The following is a 17527-nucleotide window of genomic DNA, read 5'->3' as shown; positions in this document are numbered from 1 at the left end:
GGGCAAAACTTACTAGGGGAAACTAGCTATTTATAACGTCGACAACTGCTTGAGCAGCCTTATTATCAGCGTCGCAACGAATCTTTTGGTGTAACTCAGAAAACTTATCTAACAACGCGCTATTGTCAGTGCTTAACAAGCGACTCAACTCAGCAACAATATTATCAGTGGTACAGTCTTCTTGTACGTACTCTTGAACAATCATCTCGTCAGCTAACAAGTTTGGCAATGCTGCAAATTTAGCATTAACAATAAGTTTTGCGATTCGGTAAGTCAGTGGCTTAAAGCGATAGGCTACAACCATAGGTCGCTTGACTAACATAGCTTCAAGCGTTGCGGTGCCAGATGCTAGCAGTATCGCATCAGCTGCGGTCATCACTGTTCGAGCTTGACCATCAACAATCTTAATATCTAAGTCAAGAGCATGCTCTTCTATTAAAGCTTCAAACTGCTCACGGCGCCGTTGATTGACCAAGGGGGCAACCAACTGTAGTCCAGGAAACTGCTTTACTAAGCGCTTAGCAGACTCAAAAAACACCGGACTTAGTAATCCCACCTCGGCGTTACGACTGCCTGGCAAAATCGCTAATACCTTATGTTCAGGGTTCAAGCCCAATTGCTGAATAGCAGGCGCTTGAGGATTATCCATTGGAACTTGATCAGCCAAGGTATGGCCTACAAATTCACATGGCACGTCGAAGCGATCATAAAATGCTTTTTCAAAGGGCAAAAAGACTAAAATCTTGTTACAGCCTTCTTTAATTTTAAAAACACGCTTCTGTTTCCAAGCCCATACCGAAGGACTCACATAATGAACAGTTTTAATGCCTTGAGCATGTAGCTTATGCTCAACACCCAAATTAAAGTCAGGTGCATCGATACCAATAAAAACATCAGGCGGAGAATTCTGGTAATGCTGAAGTAGCTGTTTACGGATCTTTAAGATTCTAGGCAAACGACCCAATACCTCAACCAAGCCCATTACCGATAACTCTTCCATTTCAAACAAGGCCTTACATCCTTGCTCTTGCATCAGCGGACCAGCAATTCCGGAAAAAGTCGCATCAGGATATTGTTTTTTAAGCGCAGATATAAGGCCAGCACCTAAAATATCGCCGGAGACTTCCCCGGCGACGATGGCAATATGCAAAGGAGATTGCGCCATTAGCGAACGATACCTCGACCGTTTTCTTTTAAGAAATCGGCGAATAGTTTCACTTCGGGAAATTGCTCTGCAGAGAGTTCTATTTGGCTAAGCGCTTCGTCTAAAGTATTTCCACTGCGGTACAAGGTTTTATAGGCTTGGCGAATGGCTTTGATTGCGTCTTTACTAAAACCACGGCGTAACAAACCTTCGGTATTCACAGCGACAGGCCGGGCGTAGTTTCCAACAGCCATAACATACGGTGGAACATCTTTATTTACTGCAGCGCAACCGCCAACAAAGGCATAAGAACCTACTTTGCCAAACTGGTGAATTGCTGCTTGCCCACCAAAAATAACATTGTCACCAATAGTGACGTGACCCGCAAGGGTGGCATTGTTGGCAAAAATACAACCATTACCAACAACACAATCATGAGCAACGTGCGCGTTAATCATAAATAAGCAATTGCTGCCAATTTTTGTTAAGCCCTTATCTTGAGTTGTACCACGGTGAATAGTCACGCTCTCACGTATCGTATTATTATCACCAATCTCCAGATAGGTATCTTCGCCAGCATATTTTAAATCTTGGCAATCTTCACCTACTGAAGCGAACTGAAAAATTCGATTATTATTGCCAATTTTAGAATGCCCTTTAATCACAACATGAGAGGCAATTTGGCAGTTATCGCCAATGGTAACTTCACCACGAATAATGGTGAACGCCCCTACAGTAGTGTTAGCGCCAATGCTTACATTACCTTCAATAATTGCAGTAGAGTGGATACTAGCCGTGCTATCAATCATAAGGTTCACCTATTTGAAGGCTCTGCGAGCACACATAATCTCTGCGCTACATACTACTTCATCTTCTACTTTGGCTACACAGTCAAACTTACCAACACCACGACGATCGCGCAGTAGTTCAACTTCTAAATGCAAAACGTCACCTGGGCCAACTGGCTTTTTAAATCGCGCTTTATCGATTCCGGCAAAGTAGTAAAGCTCATTTTCAGTAGGTTTTGACGTTGATTTAAACGCCAAAATACCGGTACATTGTGCCAACGCTTCTAAAATGAGTACGCCAGGGAATACTGGTTGCTGCGGGAAGTGACCAGTAAAAAATGGTTCATTAAAAGTAACATTCTTAACGGCATGTAGCGTTTTACCCACTTCAAAATCAAGCACACGATCAACCAACAAAAATGGGTAGCGATGTGGTAACAATTCCATTATGTCTTGAATTTCTAAGCGGTTAAGTTGTTTAGTCAAAATCTTTTCCTAGGTTAATCTTGCTTAGCGCTTTGTTTGCGCTCTAAGCTAACAATTCTTTTATGCATGTCGTCAATCTGAGAGAGTCGAGTCATTGACCTACGCCACTGGCGATTGGGTTGCGCAGGCATCCCAGATGAGAACACACCAGGTTCAGTAATTGACTTAGTCACCATGGAATAACCGGTAATGGTAACTTGATCGCAAATGTCTATATGTCCATTTATGCCAACACTGCCACCAATAACACAATAACGTCCTATGCTAGTACTTCCAGCAATGCCTGTAGCACCCGCTATAGCCGTACCAGAACCAATCGTTACATTGTGTGCGATATGCACTTGATTATCGATAATCACGTTGGAGTGAATAACAGTGTTATCCAGTGCTCCTCGGTCGATAGAAACCGACGCGCCTATTTCAACGTTGTCACCAATAATTACGGTGCCAAGTTGGGGTATTTTTATCCACTGACCTTGCTTGTTTGCATACCCGAATCCATCACAACCAATCACAGTGTTACCTTGGATAAGGCAATTGTTACCAATTTCTACTTCATGATAGATAGTACAATTTGCCCACAGCTTAGTATTACAGCCTATGGTGGCATTTTGCCCCACAAAACAACCCGCACCAATTTGAGCGCCATTGTTAAGCGTCACACCCGCTTCAATAACTGCATTGGCACCAACGTTAACGTCGCTACCTAATTTCACGCTGCTATCTATTACAGCGCTAAAGTGAATACCCTTAGCACAAGCGGGGGTTGAGTCCAGCAATTGCGCTAATTGTGCGTAGCTCACGTATGGGTCGTCACTAATCAACGAATTGCCCGCAAACTCTTCAGCATGCTCTTTAGACAAGATAAGCGCTGCAGCCTTGCTACTCGCCAATAGTGGCTTATATTTAGCATTAGTTAAAAAGCTTATCTCTTTATCACCCGCTTTTTCAAAGGGGGCAATACTCGATATAGTTTGCTCGGCGTCACCAACAAGGGTCAAACCGAGCTGCTCAGCTATTTGGCCAAGACTCAAAGACATATTTACTTACTCTTACTAACTTGCTGAATAACTAGCTTGGTAATATCAAGAGAATCCGAAGCGTAGGCTGTTGCATCTAAAGGCAATACTAAATCGTAGCCTTGAGACTTAGATACTTCAACAATGGCCTCTTGAACTTTAACCATCAACTTCTGTTGTTCTTCTGCACCGCGACGACGCTGATCTTCTTCTAGGTTTTTGCGCTTAAGTTTGTACTCAGCCTGCATAGTTTCTAGTTGACGAGTTATTTTAGTCACTTCTTGTTGGCCTAATAGCTCTCCGTCTTTCTCACGCTTGTCATAAAGACGCTGCATTTCAGCTTCTAAACCGCGCACTTCTTGCACACGAACTTCAAACTCATCTTTCAGTGTTTTTTGTAAAGTATCGCGTTGTGGCAATTGTTGAAAAACATCAGCAATGTTAATTACAGCAATTTTTGCTTCTGCTAGAGCAGAGAAGCTTGGGGTCATCATAGTTACAGCAAGTGCAACTGCAGCGATTAATTTTTTCAAAAGAATACTCCTAAAATAAACAGTTAAAAGGTTTGGCCAATGTTAAACGAGAAGTTCTCAGAACGATCACCCTCGTAACTCTTTATTGGCTTAGCAAATGAGAATACCAATGGCCCCATAGGGGAGAACCACTGAATAGATACACCAACCGAAGCTCGAATTCGGTCGGGTGAAGAATAATCGCCCAGTCGGTCACAGTAGCTAATACATTGCATTTGACTAAAGCGTTCATAATCGAACTCAGTATCCCAAACAGTACCAAAATCAATGAACGCTGTAGTACGAACTTGTCGAATATAGGCTTCATCTAAAAAAGGTGTTGGAAAAATGATCTCAGCAGAACCAACGGCTAGTGCGTTACCACCAACTGAGTCATCAGAAGCAGTCACATAAGAACTACCATTGTTATCAACCAAATACAGTGCTCTCGGTCCTACTGTATTCGAACGGAAGCCACGTAGGGTGGAATAACCACCTGCGTAAAAGTTCTCAAAGAAAGGTAAGATTTGATCGTTACCTTCAATTTGCCCATAACCATTGCCATAACCAACTTTACCACGCACTGCGAAAGCCCAGTCATGGTTGGTAGTGATCGGGAAGAAATGTCGAGTATCAAAACTCATTTTGAAGTACTGAACATCTGAACCAGGAATAGTAATCTTGGTATCAAACTTTTGCGAAGAACCCGCGGTTGGCATTGAGCCATTGTTCAAAGTATTTCTAGACCAACCTAAGGTGGTATCTAAAGAACCAAAGGTTAATGAGCCATCGTCATTTCGGTGTGGCGCATAAATATCCCAAAATTGTTGAATCTGAGCATAAGCGTTTAACTGGGAAATTTTGTTTTGCTCGAGACCCAAACTGGCGCTTAAGCGGTTATATTCATTTACAGGAAAACCTAGCGTACCGCGTAAGCCAATTGTTTCATTGTTATAGTCAACAATGTCGGCTTTAGACGCTTCAAAGTCAGTGTAATAAAAGCGGCCGCCGAAACTTACGCCATCTTTAGTAAAGTAAGGGTCGGTAAAGTTAACATCAAAGTTTTTAGAGTATTTGTTGGTACTAACATTAATACCCGCTCTATTACCTGTCCCTAAAAAGTTGTCTTGCTGAACACCGGCAGAGAGACTTAAGCCTGATTCAGTACCGAAGCCAACGCCCGCATTAAATGAGCCTGAAGGTTGCTCTTTAACGACAAAGCTCACGTCAACTTGATCATCAGAACCTGGTATTTTAGTTGTTTCAACGTCCACAGTTTCAAAGAAACCTAAGCGACTTAAGCGCGCTCTAGACTGCTCAACCAATCGGCTTGACAACCAAGTACCTTCCATTTGACGCATTTCACGGCGAATTACTTCGTCTTTAGTGATTGTATTGCCGCTTACGTTAATTCGGCGAACATAAACCCTACTACCAGGATCAATGTTAATATTTAACACTACAGATTTATCTTCGTCATTAATCACCGGAAAAACATTCACCTGAGGGTAAGCATAACCATAGCGACCTAAAAACTTAGATAACATATCTTCGGTTTTTGTCACTTCAGCGCCACTGTAAATGTCTCCAGGCTTAATACTGACTAATCCATTGAGTTCGGTACTTTTATCTAACAAGTTACCAGCCAGTTCCACTTTCTCTACATTGTAGATGTCTCCCTCTTCGACATTAAGGGTAATGTAGATACCCTTTTTATCGGGAGTCAGAGCTACTTGAGTGGAATCAACTTTAAAGCGAATATAACCACGGTCGTAGTAAAAACTGTTGATAGTTTCTAAATCACCAGCTAGCTTCTGCTTTTGGTATTTTTTATCACCGAGAACGTTCCACCAAGGCACTTTGTCGGTCAAGCTCATGCGTTTTAACAACTCGCCCGATGAAAACTTTTCATTACCAATGATGTTTATTTGTTCAATTTCAGCTGATAGGCCTTCTTGGAAGTTAAACTTCAAATCAACTCGATTGCGCGGAAGTGGCGTAACAATCGCTTTAACACGCGCACTGTACTTGCCCACACTGTAATAGAAGTCTTCTAAGCTTTTTTCGATATTTCGAAGATTAGTTTTATCAAGAGGCTCTCCTATTTTGATGCCTGAAGAGCGTAAAGACTCCTCCAACTGCTCAGTTTTAATATCTTTATTGCCTGAGTACTCAATGTTACTCACGGTAGGGCGTTCCAAGACTTTAAATACCAATGCTTCGCCATCGCGATAAACTTGAATATCTTCAAAATTACCGCTCTTATAAAGGCGTTTAATACTGTCACTCACTTCGGAACTGGAGACATCGTCACCAACCCGCAAAGGAATTTGTAACAAGGCGGCACCTAATGAAACTCGCTGTAAACCTTCGATGCGAATATCAGCTACAGTGAAAGAAGAATTCCCTTCCGCTAAAGTGGTACCGCTAATGCAGGCCAGAAAAAGTCCAACAACCAACTGCTTTTTGAACATAAGAAAAAAGAACGTCCTATTTAATTGTTATAAGCGCATAAAATCATTAAAAATAGCAAGACTCATAAGAGCCATCACTAATACTGCACCGATTCGAAATCCTATTTCCTGCACGCGTTCTGAAACTGGCTTACCAGTGATCCCTTCGATGGCAAAAAACACCAAATGACCGCCATCTAATACTGGCAATGGAAACAAGTTAATAATGCCTAAATTAATACTAACTAAAGCGACAAAACCCAAGAAATATACCAAGCCATAATCTGCAGTTGCTCCAGCGCCTTTGGCTATAGATATTGGACCGCTAAGATTATCTAATGAAACCACCCCTGTCACCAATTTACCGATCATAGATACGGTCAATTTGCTTAAATGCCAAGTTCGTTCCAAGGATTTGCCTATTGATTCAACAAATCCGTAATGTAAGTCGATGCGGAACTCTTCCGGAAACTCGCCAATTTCTGGCGCGAGTCCGACATAACCCGAAATCTGCCCTTGATATTCGCGTGCCTCGGGCACTAAATCCATTTGTAAATCATTCCCATCGCGTGAAATATCTAGACGAATATTTTCTTCAGGGCGAGCTTGGACATAATCCACAAAATCTTGCCACGAAGACAAGCTAACACTATCTAAAGCAACTAAAACATCGCCTTCTTTAATCCCAGCATTTGCAGCGGGTTTTCCTTCAACAACTTTAGCTACTGCCAAAGATATTGTCGGATTAAACGGCTTTAGACCTAAACTCAATATAGGGCTTTGCTGCTCGCTATCTAGCTGCCACTGCCGAATGTCCAAATACGCGGTGGAGCTTTGCGACGTTTCCGTGTCAACAACTTGGATAGGCAACGTTTCACCACCCAACTCACCCACTAATGCCAAATTAACACTTTCCCAATCAAGTGTTTCTTGGCCCGCAATTTGAACAATCTCTTGCCCTGAACGAAGGCCTGCTTGTTCGGCAATACTATTAGGAACAACCCCGCCTAGTACTGGCTTAACCGAAGGAACGCCGATAACAAACATAATCCAGAAGGCTAAAATTGCTAGCAAGAAGTTGGCAATAGGTCCAGCCGCAACAACTGCACTACGCTGGCTTAAGCTTTTGTTGTTAAATGCTTGGGAACGAAGTGATTCTGGCACCTCAGCAACTCGCTCATCGAGCATTTTTACGTAGCCACCTAAAGGAATCATCGCCACAACATATTCAGTGCCATCTTTCGCGGTTCTACGCCATAGCGCCTTGCCAAAACCAATAGAAAAGCGCTCTACTTTAACGCCGCAACGACGTGCTACCCAAAAATGGCCGAATTCATGAACCGTGACCAAAATGCCTAAGGCAATAATAAAAAATGAGGTATTCCAAATTACTTCGTTCATGCACAGATCCTTTTAACCGCTGCACCAGCATGCAATCGCGCCTTTTGGTCGACCTCGAGTAAAACTGAAAGTTCAGTCTCTTGGCCAATATAACTGAGTTTATCTAAACAACTGGCTACAACGTCAGCGATTTGGATGAATTTTATTCTCCCTGCTAAAAAAGCGTCAACGGCAATTTCGTTTGCAGCATTTAAGCAAGTAGTAGCAGCTTGGCTATCATAACAAGCATCAATCGCAAGCTTGAGGCAAGGGTAGCGAGAGTAATCGGGGGGGATAAAGCTAAGTTCACCAATAGAGAAGAAATCCAACGCTTCCACTCCCGACGTTTGTCGTTTTGGGTAGGCCATCACGTGTGCAATAGGAGTCGCCATATCCGGCTGTCCCATCTGGGCCAATACAGAACCATCGCAATATTGCACCATCGAGTGAATGATCGATTGTGGATGGATAATCACATCAATTTGTTTAGGCTGAGTATTAAACAAGCGCTTGGCTTCAATATACTCTAAACCTTTGTTCATCATTGTCGCTGAGTCTACTGATATTTTTTTACCCATCGACCAATTGGGGTGAGCACATGCTTGTTCAGGAGTAACACTAGCTAAACTATCAAGTGAGTTGTATCGAAAAGGGCCCCCAGAACCAGTCAGTAATATCTTACTAATGCCTGCGGCCTTTAAATCACAATATCCCAATGTGTTTTGCACGGCTTCAGGCATACATTGAAAAATCGCGTTATGCTCACTATCGACAGGTAGAACTTGAGCACCACTACGTTTTGCGGCATCCATAAAAATGGCACCACTCATCACCAGTGCTTCTTTGTTGGCCAACAAGACCGTTTTACCAGCCTCTACCGCAGACAAAGTGGGTAACAGACCTGCAGCCCCCACAATAGCAGCCATAACAAGATCTACATCGGGTTCAGCGGCCAGTTGCGTGATTGCGTCTTCGCCTGCCAGCACTTCGCAAGTAAAAGAAACATCCAAAATCGCTTTGCGTAACTCTTGGTTACTAGCTGGATCAGCCATTACAGCGTATTTAGGGGCAAACTCTCGACAAATTTCGAGCATCGCAGATACGTTTTTCCCCCCCGTTACCCCGAATAAAGAAAAACTATCTGGGTTCTCACGAAGAACTTTTAGCGTACTGCTACCGATAGATCCTGTCGCGCCTAGGATAAGCAGTTGTTTGCTCATGCTAGCCTACATCCAGTGAAGGAAAAAGAAAGCAAATACAGGCATTGCAGCTGTTAAACTGTCGATTCTATCCAACAACCCACCATGCCCAGGCAATAAGCTACCACTGTCTTTAATGCCCGCTTGTCGCTTAAACATACTCTCGACCAAATCACCGACTACTGACGCAAGCACTGTGAACCCACTGGCAAGCACCAATATCCAAGCTTTACCTTCTGGGATATCAAGAAAGTACAAAGCAGTAATAGTGACTAAAGCTGCAACACCAAAACCGCCCAACAAACCCTCTATGGTTTTCTTAGGACTAACGTTTTCTGCTAGTTTGCGCTTACCAAATTGTTTACCCGCAAAATAAGCACCGGTATCTGCCGCCCAAACCAACATCAATACGTAAAGTACCCAGGCACCACCTACAAGGGGGTTGGTGGCGTCGATTGAGCGAAGAAATATTAAAGACCAAAAGAACGGAAGTAATACAATGAGGCCAATAATTACCTTAAATAAGGAACTGTTGTGCCAAAAAGTAGCGGCTTTTGGATAAGTTGCTAACAAGTACAAACTACTTAACCAAGCGATCACCGAAACGCTTAGCATAGCGCTGAACCAACTTGATTGAGCTAAAGAATCTAAGGGAAGTTGCCATAAACTCAGCCCAAAAACCAAAGCAAAGACTACAATAAAAATAGCGCGTTTAGTGTTGTCTTTAGAAACAACGCGCGCCCACTCTCTGGCAGCCAGTACCAGTACCAAAGCAAATACTACCGCGAGGGCAAATAAAGGTAATTTGAAGATGGCAGCTAACGCAAGCGGCGCTAGTACCAATGCAGTAATGATTCGTTGCTTAAGCAAAATGGTCCTCATTTTCTTGTTTATTTTTTATTAGGGCTTGTACCTGTTCCCCGGTACACCCAAAGCGGCGCTCTCGGCTAACAAACGCGGCCACGGCTTTACCAAAGGCTTCGTCATCAAAATCAGGCCACAATACGTCACTAAAATACAACTCTGCATAAGCCGTTTGCCACAGTAAAAAGTTGCTTATGCGATGGTCCCCACCGGTTCTAATCAACAAATCTACGTCGCCAACTGTATCAGAAGCCATAACTGCAGAAATATGCTCTTCGCTAATGTCTTCTGCATTGAGCCGGCCTTTGCTCACCTGATGAGCCAGTTGCTGAGTAGCGTTAACGATGTCCCAGCGACCACCATAGTTCGCGGCAATATTTAACACCAAACCATTATTACTGGCGGTTTCATTTTGAGCTAATGCAATGCGTTTTTGCAACTTGTCACTAAAGCGGGAAGTATCCCCAATTATTCTTAGTTGTACATTATTGTTTTTCAGTTTTTTAACTTCACGTTGCAAAACTGTCAAAAACAAGTTCATCAAGCTTGACACTTCTTCTTCAGGACGGCGCCAGTTTTCGCTACTAAAGGCAAACAAGGTCAATGATTTTACGCCAAGTTGATTGGCAAAACTAACTGCGCGTCTTACCGACTTCACCCCTGCTTGATGGCCAAACATACGCAATTTCCCGCGCTGCTGAGCCCACCGTCCATTGCCATCCATAATAATAGCAACGTGTTTAGGCATAGCATCTTTTACGGCTAACTGCTGCGCTTCAGGTAAGGTCATATTCACTACTCGTTCTTACAAAAAAAAACCGTGTAACAAGACACGGCTATTTTTAACTCATTAATCGCTTAAACTTCAAGCAATTCCGCTTCTTTAGCGGCTAAAGCTTCGTCCACTAGCTTCACTGCAGCGTCAGTGATTTTTTGAATGTCATCTTGCGCTTTACGGTCGTCGTCTTCGCCAATCTCTTTTTCTTTTAGTAACTCTTTCACATCGCCATTGGCATCACGGCGAATATTACGAATAGCTACACGAGCTTGTTCAGCTTCGGCGCGAACAATTTTGATTAGGTCACGACGGCGTTCTTCCGTTAGCATCGGTAAAGGAATGCGAATTAACGTGCCTGCAGAAGAAGGATTCAAACCCAAATCTGAGCTCATAATTGCTTTCTCAACAGCACTAATTAGGCTGGCATCAAATACAGTAACAGTCAGTGTGCGTGAATCTTCAGTTGATACGTTACCCACTTGATTTAACGGAGTATCTACCCCGTAGTATGGCACCACAATACCATCTAGAAGACTAGTGTGCGCGCGGCCGGTACGTACTTTAGACATTTGAGTTTTTAAAGACTCAATGCTTTTACCCATACGTGTTTGAGCATCTTGTTTGATTTCGTTAATCACGATAACTATCCCTACTCTGTTTCTGTTTTATTTGATACGTGACAAATCGTAGTGCCTTCGTCATAGCCCATTACAACATTTTTCAAACTACCAGGCTTATTCATGTTAAATACACGAATCGGTAAGTTGTGGTCACGGGCCAAAGTGAATGCAGCTAAATCCATCACTTTTAATTCTTTGTCTAATACTTCGTTGTAATCCAGCTCGCTATATAAAGTAGCGGCAGGATCTTTAACTGGGTCGGCGGTGTATACACCATCAACTTTGGTGCCCTTAAGCACAGCTTCAGCTTCAATCTCAATACCACGTAAACAAGCAGCAGAGTCTGTAGTGAAGAAAGGATTACCGGTACCCGCTGAGAAAATAACTACTTTACCTGCTTTTAGGTTACTAATAGCGTCTGCCCAGTTGTAAGAATCACACACGCCGTTCAGCTCAATGGCCGACATTAGGCGGGCGTTTACAAAATTTCTATGTAGCGCATCACGCATCGCCAAACCGTTCATTACGGTGGCCAACATGCCCATGTGATCGCCTACAACACGGTTCATACCTGCTTTAGCAAGGCCTTCGCCTCGAAACAAGTTACCGCCACCAATAACTAAGCCAACTTGGATACCTAACTCTACTAACTCTTTAATTTCAAGAGCCATGCGATCCAATACTTTAGGGTCAATACCAAAACCTTCGTCACCCATTAGGGCTTCACCTGAAAGTTTTAAAAGAATACGGCGATATGCAGGTTTAGGGTTGGTGCTCATAGCGATGATGTTCTCTCATTAATAAAGAATATAAGAAGGTTGCGGCATGATACCGCAACCTGAAGTACAACTAAAATTACTTTTTAGCTGCAGCGATTTGTGCAGCAACTTCTGCAGCAAAATCTTCTTCTTTTTTCTCAATACCTTCGCCAACTTCTAGACGAATGAAACCAGCTACTGAAGCACCTTTCTCTTTCAAGATTGCGCCAACAGTTTTCTTAGGTTCCATGATGAACGCTTGACCAGTAAGAGAGATTTCACCGGTGAATTTCTTCATGCGGCCAGTAACCATCTTCTTAGCGATTTCTTCTGGTTTGCCTTCATTCATCGCGATTTCGATTTGAAGTTTTTCTTCTTTCGCAACTACGTCAGCTGGAACATCTTCAGGAGATAAGAACTCAGGCTTAGATGCAGCAACGTGCATAGCAACGTGCTTAAGTGTTTCTGCGTCGGCTTCACCAGCAACAGCTACACCAATGCGCTCGCCGTGACGGTAAGAAGCGATTGAAGCACCATCTAAGTACTCAACACGACGGATAGAGATGTTTTCGCCAATTTTAGCTACTAACTGAACACGTTCTTCTTCAAAATCAGCTTTCAAAGAATCGATATCAGTTTTAGCCGCCGCAGCTGCTTCAGCAACTTTTTCAGCGAACGCTAAGAAGCTTGCATCTTTACCAACGAAGTCGGTTTGACAGTTAACTTCTAACAAGGCAGCAAAACCTGCACCTTCTTTAATAATAATTGCGCCTTCAGCAGCGATATTACCCGCTTTTTTAGCAGCTTTAGCCGCACCGCTTTTACGCATATTTTCAATCGCTAACTCGATGTCACCATCAGTTTCAGTCAACGCTTTTTTACAATCCATCATGCCTGCGCCGGTACGTTCGCGCAGTTCTTTTACTAGGGCAGCAGTAATTGCCATTTGTTCGATCCTCGATTATTTATCGGATAAAACTCAGGGGACAAGTTTGTCCCCTGCTATTCATCAAGCTCACTTAGAATAAATGCAGTTTATTGCATTTATTACTCAGCAGCTTCCTCTACGAAACCATCTTCTTCAGCTTGTACAACGATGTCGTCTTGACGACCTTGTAGTACGGTATCAGCAGCTGCGCCAAGGTACAATTTAATTGCACGGATAGCATCGTCATTACCAGGAATGATGTAATCAACACCGTCTGGTGCAGAGTTGGTATCAACAACAGAGATTACAGGAATACCTAGGTTGTTTGCTTCGCGAATAGCGATGTGCTCGTGTTCAGCATCAATTACAAACAATACGTCAGGTAGACCGCCCATGTTTTTGATACCGCCAAGGCTCTTCTCAAGCTTTTCCATTTCGCGAGTACGCATAAGCGCCTCTTTCTTGGTTAGCTTTTCGAAAGTACCGTCTTGGCTTTGAGCTTCTAGATCTTTTAGACGCTTGATAGATTGACGAACTGTTTTCCAGTTAGTCAACATACCACCTAACCAACGGTGGTTAACGTAGAATTGATCTGAACGAAGTGCTTCAGTCTTGATGGTGTCACCAGCGGCGCGCTTAGTACCAACAAAAAGAACTTTACCTTTCTTAGATGCAACTTTCTTAAGAACAGACATTGCATCATTAAACATAGGTACAGTTTTTTCTAAGTTAATGATATGAACTTTGTTACGTGCACCAAAAATGAAAGGCTTCATTTTTGGGTTCCAGTAACGAGTTTGGTGACCGAAGTGTACGCCTGCTTGAAGCATATCGCGCATTGAAACATTTGCCATTATAAATTTCCTCAAATGGGGTTAGGCCTCCACACATCCCATTTTACCGACCAAGCTATAACGCTCAGCACCCCGGAAAACGTGCCGATGTGTGTGTGTGATTAAAATATAAATATTTAATTAATGTAAGCATCGGCTCTAATTCGAAAATCCAGAGTAATTACTTACGGCGCGCTTTATACCACATCTAGTAAAATTGATAAAGGAAAGGACTAACATTTTGTTAATTCTTCTAGCTACTACAACTCCCCTCCCCCTTACGGTAAACTAGCCACAAGACCAAGCTAAACACTCAACTATACAGACTCATGAGCATAGTAATAAAAACCCCAGAACAAATTGAAAAAATGCGCGTTGCCGGCCAATTAGCTGCCGATGTTCTCACCATGATTGGCCCCTTTGTAAAAGTGGGCGTAAGCACAGAAGAACTTAATCAACGCTGCCATGACTATATAGTGAACGAGCAAGGTGCCATACCTGCTCCGCTTGATTACCATGGCTTCCCTAAATCTATCTGCACATCAGTAAACGATGTGGTTTGTCATGGTATCCCCTCAAGCACCCATATTTTGCAAGATGGCGATGTTATTAATATTGACATCACCGTCATCAAAGATGGTTACCATGGTGATACCTCAAAAATGTTTTTGGTTGGTAACTCAACACCTGCCGACAAATTACTATGCCGTGTGACTCAACAGGCGCTCTATCAAGCGATTAAAGTTGTTAAGCCCGGTAACAAGGTCAGTGATATCGGTAATGCCATTCAAAAGTATTTGAAAAAGGGGAACTACCGCTACGGCATTGTAGATAACTTTTGTGGCCACGGCATTGGCGAAGGCTTCCACGAAGATCCGCAAATTATGCATTACCGCAACAACGACCGAACCGTATTAAAAGCCGGCATGTGCTTTACCATTGAACCGATGATCAACCAAGGTAAAAAAGGCAACTGGGTTGATGAAGACGATGGTTGGACGGCCCGCACTAACGATGGCAAAAACTCAGCGCAATGGGAACATACCTTATTGGTGACCAACGATGGCGTAGAAGTACTGACTCTTCGTGATGAAGAAGAACTACCGCGCATTATTAAGCACTAGTCAACAACGGTCACAGAGGTTTAGTCATGGAAACGACGCTAGCAGCACCGCCTTTGCCCTGCCTTGAAGAAATTTCACTAAAAAGCAGTAAGCAATACTTAGATAAACTCCAAGAGTACTTGGCCGATCAATTTAACCAAGGTGTGCATGTTGTTGAGTTAGTGCAATCGCGCTCTCAGCAAATGGATCTATTACTACACTGTCTGTGGCAACATTTTGGACTGGCTGAATACCCAGAACTATCCTTACTTGCAGTGGGCGGTTATGGTCGAGGTGAGTTGCACCCTCGCTCCGATATCGACATTCTTATTCTTAGTCGCCAACAAGTAAAACCCGAGATCGCCGAGAAAATTGGTGAATTCATCACCCTGTTGTGGGATATCCGCCTCGACGTGGGCCAAAGTGTGCGTACCTTAGAGGAATGCCTAGAACTCGGTTTAGAAGACATTACCATTGCCACCAACTTGCAAGAATCACGCTTACTATTTGGCGATAAAAATCTCTATCAAGAGCTGTGTATGGCGGTTTGCGCTGATAGTTTTTGGCCTAGCGAAGCTTTTTTTCGCGCCAAAAAAGACGAACAGTTATCCCGTCACCGTCAGTACAAGGGCAACTCGTACTCACTAGAACCAGATATTAAAGCCAACCCCGGTGGGCTGCGCGACATACAAACTATTTGTTGGGTAGCCGGACGCCACTTTGGCAGTAGTGATTTAGAAGAACTGACCAAGCAAAACTTCCTCACCCTGGCTGAATGTAGAGAGCTACAAGATTGTCGCGACTTTTTGTGGCGAGTACGTTTTGCTCTGCATATCCACTTAACCAAAAGTGACGACCGATTGCTGTTTGATCGCCAGTTGGCGGTCGCACAATCTTTAGGGTATAGCGGTGACCACAACGCGCCGGTTGAACGTTTAATGAAGCATTTCTTTCAAACCGTTCGTCGAATCTCTGAACTGAATGAAATGCTGCTTCAGTTATTCGATGAAGCGATTCTCGGCAATACCGCCATGGATGTGCAGCCAGTAGATGAGAACTTCATGCTGCGTGGCAATTTAATCGATAGCGCTGACTCGCAACTGTTCTTAGAGCAGCCTGAACAAATTTTGGTGATGTTTTTACACATTGCAGACAACCCCAAAATTACCGGTATTTATTCGGCCACCTTACGTCAGTTGCGTGAAGCAAGGCGTCGTTTGACTCATTGGCTACAAGATTTACCTGAGTGTCGCCGATACTTTAGGCGTTTAATTAAACACCCTAATGTAACGGGCTTACCGCTTACCTTAATGCATCGCTACGGAGTGTTGTCCACCTACTTCCCCGCTTGGAGCCGCATTGTTGGTCAGATGCAGTTTGACTTGTTCCACGCCTTTACTGTTGATGAACACACCCATCGCTTGGTAAGAAAGATTCACTCTTTTAAAGACCCCGCGACAAAAGAAGTCCACCCGCTTTGTTGTCAAGTTTATCCACGTTTAGAACGACCAGACATTCTGGTATTGGCTGCCATTTTTCATGACATAGCCAAAGGCCGCAAAGGCGACCACTCCACTCTAGGTGCGGTAGACGCCGAGGAATTTTGTTTAGCCCATGGATTTAGCAAACCTTCGGCCAGAACAGTAGCGTGGTTAGTTAAACACCATCTATTAATGTCGGTGACCGCTCAAAAGCGCGATATTTACGATCCTGAAGTGATCACCGAATTTGCTAAAGTGGTGCGCGATCAGCGCCATTTAGACATGCTGTTATGTTTAACGGTAGCGGATATTTGCGCTACCAACGATGACACCTGGAACAGTTGGAAACGCACACTACTCAGTGAACTTTATAATTCTACTCAAAAAGCGCTGCGACGCGGCTTAGAAAACCCTGTTGATATTCGCGGTGTTATTCGTGACAAGCAGAAGAAAGCCATTCAGCGCTTAGCCCTTAAAGGATATTCTGAGGAGCAAATTCGTGGCCTATGGCAACGTTTTAGAGTTGATTATTTCTTGCGTCATACCCCGCAACAAATTGCTTGGCATAGTGACCACTTATGGGGACACAGTGAAGACGAACCTCTAGTATTAGTAAGTCGCAGAGCCACTCGAGGCGGCACCGAAATATTTATTCACTGCCAAGACATTCCGCATTTATTCGCTTCTGTTGCCGCAGAGTTGGACCAAAAGAATCTTAACATTCATGATGCGCAAATCATGTCGAGCAGAGACGGCTTTGTACTCGATACTTTTGTGGTACTTGACCAAGATGGCGAACCACTATCGGTAGAGCGCGGGATATTGTTGCAACAAAGACTTGCTGAAAAGCTGCATGTTGCTGTGCCCATCGATCTAAAGCAACGCCGACTACCTCGACAGTTTAAACAATTCTCTATTGCCCCTCGCGTGGAGTTTTTACCCACCAAAGGCAATCGAACCCTGATTGAAGTTGTGGCCTTGGATAAGCCAGGCTTATTGGCTAAAATAAGCGCCGTATTTCAATCCTTTAATTACACGATTCACGCTGCCAAAGTCACCACTATTGGTGAAAAGGCTGAAGATTTTTTCAGCATTAGCAATTGTGAACGTGAAAAGCTAAGCCCAGAGCAAAAGCAACAGCTAAAAAGCATTCTGGAACAAGCACTCAAACAATAATATTT

Annotated in this window: 15 protein-coding genes and 1 pseudogene; 2 read left to right on the top strand and 14 right to left on the bottom strand. The window is 43.5% G+C overall.

Going from position 1 to position 17527, the window contains the following annotated elements:
* Positions 1-22: 22 nt before the first annotated feature.
* From lpxB to rpsB, 14 genes are all read right to left on the bottom strand, one after another.
* The gene (lpxB, locus tag Q4549_RS18155) at positions 23-1165 is read right to left on the bottom strand and encodes a lipid-A-disaccharide synthase (RefSeq protein ID WP_303553802.1); all 1143 of its coding nucleotides are present in this window, start codon (positions 1163-1165) and stop codon (positions 23-25) included.
* Positions 1165-1953: an acyl-ACP--UDP-N-acetylglucosamine O-acyltransferase gene (gene lpxA, locus Q4549_RS18150; protein ID WP_303514843.1), complete on the bottom strand. Its 789-nt coding sequence runs from the start codon at positions 1951-1953 to the stop codon at positions 1165-1167. Before lpxA ends, lpxB begins: the two co-directional genes overlap by 1 nt.
* Positions 1954-1962: 9 nt before the next feature.
* A complete protein-coding gene (fabZ, locus tag Q4549_RS18145) occupies positions 1963-2418 on the bottom strand; it encodes a 3-hydroxyacyl-ACP dehydratase FabZ (protein WP_303514844.1) in 456 nt (151 codons plus the stop codon).
* Positions 2419-2432: 14 nt separating this feature from the next.
* Entirely contained in the window at positions 2433-3458 is a 1026-nt protein-coding gene (lpxD, locus tag Q4549_RS18140; protein WP_303553801.1) for a UDP-3-O-(3-hydroxymyristoyl)glucosamine N-acyltransferase, read from the bottom strand.
* A 2-nt stretch (positions 3459-3460) separates the two neighbouring features.
* The gene (locus Q4549_RS18135) at positions 3461-3970 is read right to left on the bottom strand and encodes an OmpH family outer membrane protein (protein ID WP_137672861.1); all 510 of its coding nucleotides are present in this window, start codon (positions 3968-3970) and stop codon (positions 3461-3463) included.
* Positions 3971-3993: 23 nt separating this feature from the next.
* The gene (gene bamA, locus Q4549_RS18130; RefSeq protein ID WP_303553800.1) at positions 3994-6423 is read right to left on the bottom strand and encodes an outer membrane protein assembly factor BamA; all 2430 of its coding nucleotides are present in this window, start codon (positions 6421-6423) and stop codon (positions 3994-3996) included.
* A 27-nt stretch (positions 6424-6450) separates the two neighbouring features.
* Entirely contained in the window at positions 6451-7803 is a 1353-nt protein-coding gene (gene rseP / locus Q4549_RS18125) for a sigma E protease regulator RseP (protein ID WP_303553799.1), read from the bottom strand.
* Entirely contained in the window at positions 7800-9002 is a 1203-nt protein-coding gene (gene ispC / locus Q4549_RS18120) for a 1-deoxy-D-xylulose-5-phosphate reductoisomerase (protein ID WP_303553798.1), read from the bottom strand. Before ispC ends, rseP begins: the two co-directional genes overlap by 4 nt.
* A 6-nt stretch (positions 9003-9008) precedes the next feature.
* Entirely contained in the window at positions 9009-9851 is an 843-nt protein-coding gene (locus Q4549_RS18115) for a phosphatidate cytidylyltransferase (protein WP_303553797.1), read from the bottom strand.
* On the bottom strand, positions 9844-10635 hold the full coding sequence (locus tag Q4549_RS18110) for an isoprenyl transferase (protein WP_303515090.1): 792 nt from the start codon (positions 10633-10635) through the stop codon (positions 9844-9846). The genes Q4549_RS18115 and Q4549_RS18110 overlap by 8 nt, the downstream gene beginning before the upstream one ends.
* 68 nt (positions 10636-10703) lie before the next feature.
* A complete protein-coding gene (gene frr / locus Q4549_RS18105) occupies positions 10704-11261 on the bottom strand; it encodes a ribosome recycling factor (protein ID WP_137672855.1) in 558 nt (185 codons plus the stop codon).
* Positions 11262-11272: 11 nt separating this feature from the next.
* A complete protein-coding gene (gene pyrH, locus Q4549_RS18100) occupies positions 11273-12022 on the bottom strand; it encodes a UMP kinase (RefSeq protein ID WP_137672854.1) in 750 nt (249 codons plus the stop codon).
* 76 nt (positions 12023-12098) lie between these two features.
* Complete coding sequence (gene tsf, locus Q4549_RS18095; protein ID WP_303514854.1) at positions 12099-12947, bottom strand: translation elongation factor Ts; 849 nt, start codon at positions 12945-12947, stop codon at positions 12099-12101.
* A gap of 101 nt (positions 12948-13048) precedes the next feature.
* Positions 13049-13783: a 30S ribosomal protein S2 gene (gene rpsB, locus Q4549_RS18090; protein WP_137672852.1), complete on the bottom strand. Its 735-nt coding sequence runs from the start codon at positions 13781-13783 to the stop codon at positions 13049-13051.
* 293 nt (positions 13784-14076) lie between these two features.
* Between rpsB and map the strand changes: the two are divergent.
* Both map and glnD read left to right on the top strand, forming a co-directional pair.
* Positions 14077-14886 (top strand): annotated as a pseudogene (gene map, locus Q4549_RS18085) (type I methionyl aminopeptidase); the annotation flags it as partial.
* Positions 14887-14912: 26 nt separating this feature from the next.
* The gene (gene glnD, locus Q4549_RS18080; protein ID WP_137672850.1) at positions 14913-17522 is read left to right on the top strand and encodes a bifunctional uridylyltransferase/uridylyl-removing protein GlnD; all 2610 of its coding nucleotides are present in this window, start codon (positions 14913-14915) and stop codon (positions 17520-17522) included.
* Positions 17523-17527: the final 5 nt, after the last annotated feature.

The organism is Agarivorans sp. 2_MG-2023, assembly GCF_030548085.1.
In the GTDB taxonomy this organism is placed as follows: Bacteria; Pseudomonadota; Gammaproteobacteria; order Enterobacterales; family Celerinatantimonadaceae; genus Agarivorans.
This window is presented reverse-complemented; position numbering and strand designations above follow the sequence as displayed.

Excerpts from the sequence above, each read along its gene's own strand:
- lpxD (WP_303553801.1), bottom strand. The coding sequence starts at position 3,458 with ATGTCTTTGAGTCTTGGCCAAATAGCTGAGCAGCTCGGTTTGACCCTT.
- tsf (WP_303514854.1), bottom strand. The coding sequence starts at position 12,947 with ATGGCAATTACTGCTGCCCTAGTAAAAGAACTGCGCGAACGTACCGGC.
- bamA (WP_303553800.1), bottom strand. The coding sequence starts at position 6,423 with ATGTTCAAAAAGCAGTTGGTTGTTGGACTTTTTCTGGCCTGCATTAGC.
- glnD (WP_137672850.1), top strand. The coding sequence starts at position 14,913 with ATGGAAACGACGCTAGCAGCACCGCCTTTGCCCTGCCTTGAAGAAATT.
- pyrH (WP_137672854.1), bottom strand. The coding sequence starts at position 12,022 with ATGAGCACCAACCCTAAACCTGCATATCGCCGTATTCTTTTAAAACTT.
- Q4549_RS18110 (WP_303515090.1), bottom strand. The coding sequence starts at position 10,635 with ATGACCTTACCTGAAGCGCAGCAGTTAGCCGTAAAAGATGCTATGCCT.
- ispC (WP_303553798.1), bottom strand. The coding sequence starts at position 9,002 with ATGAGCAAACAACTGCTTATCCTAGGCGCGACAGGATCTATCGGTAGC.
- lpxB (WP_303553802.1), bottom strand. The coding sequence starts at position 1,165 with ATGGCGCAATCTCCTTTGCATATTGCCATCGTCGCCGGGGAAGTCTCC.
- rseP (WP_303553799.1), bottom strand. The coding sequence starts at position 7,803 with ATGAACGAAGTAATTTGGAATACCTCATTTTTTATTATTGCCTTAGGC.
- rpsB (WP_137672852.1), bottom strand. The coding sequence starts at position 13,783 with ATGGCAAATGTTTCAATGCGCGATATGCTTCAAGCAGGCGTACACTTC.
- lpxA (WP_303514843.1), bottom strand. The coding sequence starts at position 1,953 with ATGATTGATAGCACGGCTAGTATCCACTCTACTGCAATTATTGAAGGT.